This is a genomic window from Paenibacillus cymbidii (assembly GCF_004764705.1).
In the GTDB taxonomy this organism is placed as follows: domain Bacteria; phylum Bacillota; class Bacilli; order Paenibacillales; family NBRC-103111; genus Paenibacillus_AN; species Paenibacillus_AN cymbidii.
On the sequence record NZ_SHLX01000065.1, the window covers coordinates 1 to 4,910 of the forward strand.

Annotated in this window: 4 protein-coding genes; 1 reads left to right on the forward strand and 3 read right to left on the reverse strand. The window is 57.9% G+C overall.

Going from position 1 to position 4,910, the window contains the following annotated elements; genetic code table 11:
* Positions 1–289 precede the first annotated feature (289 nt).
* On the reverse strand, positions 290–892 hold the full coding sequence (locus EXY20_RS38580) for a VOC family protein (protein WP_135557760.1): 603 nt from the start codon (positions 890–892) through the stop codon (positions 290–292).
* A 464-nt stretch (positions 893–1,356) separates the two neighbouring features.
* A complete protein-coding gene (locus EXY20_RS38585) occupies positions 1,357–2,241 on the reverse strand; it encodes an AraC family transcriptional regulator (protein WP_135557761.1) in 885 nt (294 codons plus the stop codon).
* Between the two features lie 212 nt (positions 2,242–2,453).
* Between EXY20_RS38585 and EXY20_RS38590 the strand changes: the two genes are divergently transcribed.
* On the forward strand, positions 2,454–4,052 hold the full coding sequence (locus EXY20_RS38590) for a glycoside hydrolase family 43 protein (RefSeq protein ID WP_167859815.1): 1,599 nt from the start codon (positions 2,454–2,456) through the stop codon (positions 4,050–4,052).
* Here the strand turns inward: EXY20_RS38590 and EXY20_RS38595 are convergent.
* Positions 4,049–4,243: a hypothetical protein gene (locus EXY20_RS38595; protein WP_135557763.1), complete on the reverse strand. Its 195-nt coding sequence runs from the start codon at positions 4,241–4,243 to the stop codon at positions 4,049–4,051. The two genes, EXY20_RS38590 and EXY20_RS38595, sit on opposite strands and share 4 nt — an antisense overlap.
* Positions 4,244–4,910: the final 667 nt, after the last annotated feature.

Below are 4,910 nucleotides of genomic sequence, written 5' to 3' on the forward strand. Positions count from 1 at the left end.
ACGGAGCAAAAAAATAACCTCCCGCGCCTTCGCTTGGGCTACGGCCGCCCACAACCTTTTACACCAAACAAATGACCCCCATCGTCCCGATGGAAGAACCTACTACACAAACTACTTGACGGCACCGCTATTATGATGTTGCCCCCTATTTTCGGAGGAATAAGCCAGAAAACATGGCCTATTTCGTTGTACAACGCGATGCTCCCCTCTTGCCGGCACCTTGCTGACGCAAAAAAGCCCGCCAATTGCGCGGACTTGATTGCAATGTTTAATCATTTGATCGCAGCGACTAGATCGCTTGCCATATCTCCCACACATTTCCGTCGGGATCGCGAAATAAAAAGTTGGGCCCGCATGGCCGGTTATCGGGAATATCGCTGATGATGTCCACGCCATTTTGTTTGAACCGGTTGTACATGTCCTGGATGCGCGGCGTTATAAAGCAGCCGATCGGCGGATGATTGCCGCCGTTGCCGCCCTTGGCAAACCCGTACTCATTCGTCCACTGCCGTGACTGGATCAGAAACATCGCCGGCACCGTTTGCCGGATGCCGGCCTCAAGATACTTTCCGTTTTGTTCGGGAAATCTCAGAATTGCAGCGGTTGGATTCGTTTCCGCACGAGAGCCTTTATCGGCATCCATGCAGCCCAAGTTCGTTTCATACCACTGAATGGCTTTGCTGACATCGCGGACGGGCACGTAGATGCAAGTGATGCCTGTTATGTCTTCCAGCATTTCAACCGATTTTGTTTCATCATGGGGCATTGTTTCTTCCACCTCCGCCTTTCGATCCGGATTGCCCTTGTAACCGTCGACTACTTTCAACGCCTCCGGTACCGCGCGCGGTTTGTACCCATCGGAGTTGCGAGGTTTGCGTGCACCTTGCTCCAAATCGTCAGTCTCCTTTCCTGATCTCCCACGCCCCTATTCTACCATTGAATTTACAGACGCATAGGTCCGTTTTTCTCAACTTTATTGTAGATCGATCCGGACACTAACTCACGAACCGCCGCTCCCGCCTCTTCATTCGCCGCCTCGGACCACGCCTTCCCCGCCAACAGTAACTGCCTCTCTCGAAATCGACCGTCCCCGTACCAGTAGCCATCTTTTTGCATCGCAGATGAGCCCGCGCCAGCATCCGGAGCAACCGCCGATTGATGCCCGCCCGACCAGATGTGACCATAATGACTAGTCATTCTGTGTGATTTTTCGATCATAATCGATGGATTGGGTGCGGGTATTGCTCATTTTGTATGATTTTTCGACTATAATCGTTGGATTTGGTGTGATTGCCACTCATTCTGTATGATTTTTCTACTATATGCGGATCTCTCCGTACTTTCCCGAAGGTATGCTCACTCGGGTCGGGCCCCCGCGCCAGAGCCCGGCGCGACCGCAACGCCCCGGCGCCCGGAGGCCGCCGACTTGCGATAAGCGCGGGGCGGTTGGCCGTAACGGGCAGCGAACTGCTTGTTGAACGCGCTCAAGGAATTGAAGCCGCATTCCATGGCGATGCGGATGATCGGCAGCGGTTCGTTCAGCAGCAATTGCGCCGCCAGCTGCAGCCGCAACCGGTTCGTGAACTGATGCGGGGTCAAGCCGGTGACAGCGCGGAACCGCCGGTAAAATTGCGTGCGGCCAAGCCCCGACCGTTCGATCGCCGTCTTGATGCCGGCATCGTCCGCGAAATGCCAAATCAGGCAACCGATCGCTTCGATGATGCCGCTGTCGACTTCGCCGGCGATGGCCCCTTCTTCCCAGGCATATTCGTACAAATGTGTCAGCATATCGATCAAATGCATAAACTGGCGGGCCTCTTTCGTCTGCCGCGGCGATTCCAGCTCGCTTGCGGCAGCGCGCGCGGCCCGCCAAATCGCCTGCGCATGCGGCAAGTGCTGCGGCACGCGCGCCGGCAGCGTTCCCGCCGCATAGAACGGGGCCAGCAGCTTGTAGCCGGCCGGCACGCCTTTGATCGCGGAAGGCTGGAAATACACGAGCAAATAACGGCACGGTCGTTCGCGCTCCGCCGAAAAAATCCAGTGCGGCTCGAACGGCCGGCACAAAAACGTGTCCCCCGGCAGCCCCTCGTACGCTTGATCCTCGAAGCGGTACAACGCTTTGTTCTCCAGGATGATGCACAATTCGAGGAGATCGTGCATATGGGTCTCATGCGCTTCGTAGTGGCTGACGCTCAGCTTCATGAACAGCTCGCCGTCGATTTCTACTTTGTCCTGGTACATCTTTATCCTCCGTACCCGCCCCGCCCGGAGGTTGGCAACGGCGGCAGTTTTGCTTCCATTGTCGCCCGTTCCGTACAAAATGACAAGTCTGCACGATGGAACAAGTAGTTTTGCCGCGCGTCATCCGGTACGATGATTTCATTCGCACGGCACAAGCCACGATTGCCTACCTGCCGTGCTTATCCGAATTTTTGCCCAGGAGGCTTTCCGTTATGTCCGAACAGACTGCCGCGATCCGCAATCCGATTCTTCCCGGCGACCACCCCGACCCGTCGATCGTGCGCGTCGGCGCCGATTATTACATGGTGTCGTCGACGTTTCAATTTTTCCCCGCCGTGCTTGTGCTGCATTCGCGCGATCTGGTCAACTGGACGCCGATCGGCCATGTCGTCACCCGGCGCAGCCAGCTCGATCTGCAGGACATGCCCGATTCGTTCGGCGTCTATGCGCCCGACATTTCGTACCATGACGGCAAGTTCTGGGTCGTGGTGCCGTATTATCACGCGCAGCCCCGCTGCACGAATCTGCTGTTCGTCGCCGACAAACCGGAAGGCCCTTACAGCGAAGCGATCATGCTGAATCACCACTTCATCGACCCGTCGATTTTCAACGACGACGACGGCAAACGGTATTTGCTGTTTGGCGGCGGCTGGGTGCATGAGCTGGCGGCCGACGGCTCCCGACTGATCGGGGATGCGAAGCAGGTGTGGCCGGGCACGGGCGGCGCGGCTCCCGAAGGCCCGCACATCGTTAAACGCGACGGCTGGTACTATTTGCTGCTTGCGGAAGGCGGCACGTTCTTCGACCACATGGAAACGATCGCACGCAGCCGTTCGGTGTGGGGACCGTACGAGGAGTGCCCGCATAACCCGATTTTGCGGCAGCCCGATCCGAAGGCGGAGATTCAAAAAGCCGGCCACGGCAAGCTTGTGGAAGACACGGAAGGACAATGGTGGATGGTGCATCTCGGCGGGCGCCCGCTGTCTCCCGGGGGCCATTGCCCGCTCGGGAGGGAAACGTTCCTTGAGCCGGTGCATTGGTCGGCGGACGGCTGGCCGGTGGTGGGGGACAATAGCGTACCGATGGAACGGCTCGTTGTGCCCGGCGCGGCGCCGGTGCCGGCTTCCGCGCTCGATGGGCACGAACGTTTCTCCGAACAGCGGGAGCTGGCGCCGGAGTGGGAATGGGTGCGCCATCCCGTGGAAGATTCCTGCCGCTTCACGGACCGTGGGCTTGAGCTGCGCTGCAAGCCGTTCATCCCGTACGGCACCGGCGACACGCTGATCGCGACGCGCAGGTGGCGCCACCTCGGCTTCGAAGCGACGGCCGGCATGCGATTCGAGCCGCAAGCGCGCGGCGAAGAAGCCGGGCTGACCATTTACCGCGATTCCGACGCTTTCCTGTTCCTCACCGTCCGCAACGCGATCGGCCAAACCGCCGGCCTGACGTTCGATTACAACCGACGCTACGAGCGGCAGGAATTCGACGGGCTTTATTTGCAGGTGGATCAATATGTGAAAGCGATGCGCAAAACATGGTGCCAAATCAAACTGAATGCCGTTCCCGGCAGCGAAATCGGGCTGCGCATCCGGCTCGACGAAGCCACGCAGACGCTGCATTTCGCTTACGCCGAAAACGGCGGTGACTTCCAGTCGCTTGCCGTCGAGCTGAACGCCGATTTCGTATACCCGGAAACGGTCAACCGGTTTATGTGCTTCACCGCTCCGCGCGTCGGGTTGTTCGCCCGCGGCGTATACGGCGAGCCGCAAGGCACCGCGATATTTTCTTCTTTTGCCTATCGCGGCCTTTAACGCATATCCGCACGTTTCCGCCGCGTGACCTGGATCGGCTCCATCAACCCGTACGGGCGAAGCACGTAGTCGGGCGTGTAGGCCTCCCCTTCCGGTCGGAACGACCACCAGTCGAGCCATGTCGGATGCGGATTCGCTTCGTGCAGCGGGCCGAGCAGGTTTCGCGGGCTGCCGACGACTTCGATCGCCAAACGATTCGAACCGTCGGCTTCCCTCCAAAAGTATGGTGTTTTCTTTCTCGGGATGGCCGGAGCGCATCGCCCACTCCCGTTATTATTGCTGCCGCTATCCCCCCTTCCGCCCGTTTCGGCCGCCGCCGCGCGGCTTAGTTTCACCTTCGTGGATACCCGATCTCCTTGCAATAATACAATACTTACATAAATTTACTTTCATATACTTTTGCAGCCACCCAGCTGCAGCTGTTCGACTCCCGATACCTTCTCGAGCGCTTTCTGGAAATTGCCGGCAAGCGACAACGAACCTCTCGCGGTGACGAACAAGTAGTCGGCGTCGATATCCGGCAGCTAGCAGACACGTCGCTTTATGCGAGCCATTCCCCCATCCGCCAACCTCCCCTTGCAAAATAGGCCATGTTTTCTTGCCTATTTCGCCATAAACAGGCATCCTCTCCAAAATAGCCAGTGAAATCACTGGCTATTTCGCTTGAAGTGCCGATTTGAAGGTGATCTGAGGCAAATAACCAGTGAAATCACTGGCTATTACAGGCGGGCCGGTGCCGTCAAGTAGTTTGTGTAGTAGGTTCTTCCATCGGGACGATGGAGGTCATTTGTTTGGTGTAAAAGGTTGTGGGCGGCCGTAGCCCAAGCGAAGGCGCGGGAGGTTATTTTTTTGCTCCGT

What these genes read in the sequence shown, in the direction of transcription:
- EXY20_RS38585 (WP_135557761.1), bottom strand. Translation starts at nt 2,241, where the DNA reads ATGTACCAGGACAAAGTAGAAATCGACGGCGAGCTGTTCATGAAGCTG.
- EXY20_RS38590 (WP_167859815.1), top strand. Translation starts at nt 2,454, where the DNA reads ATGTCCGAACAGACTGCCGCGATCCGCAATCCGATTCTTCCCGGCGAC.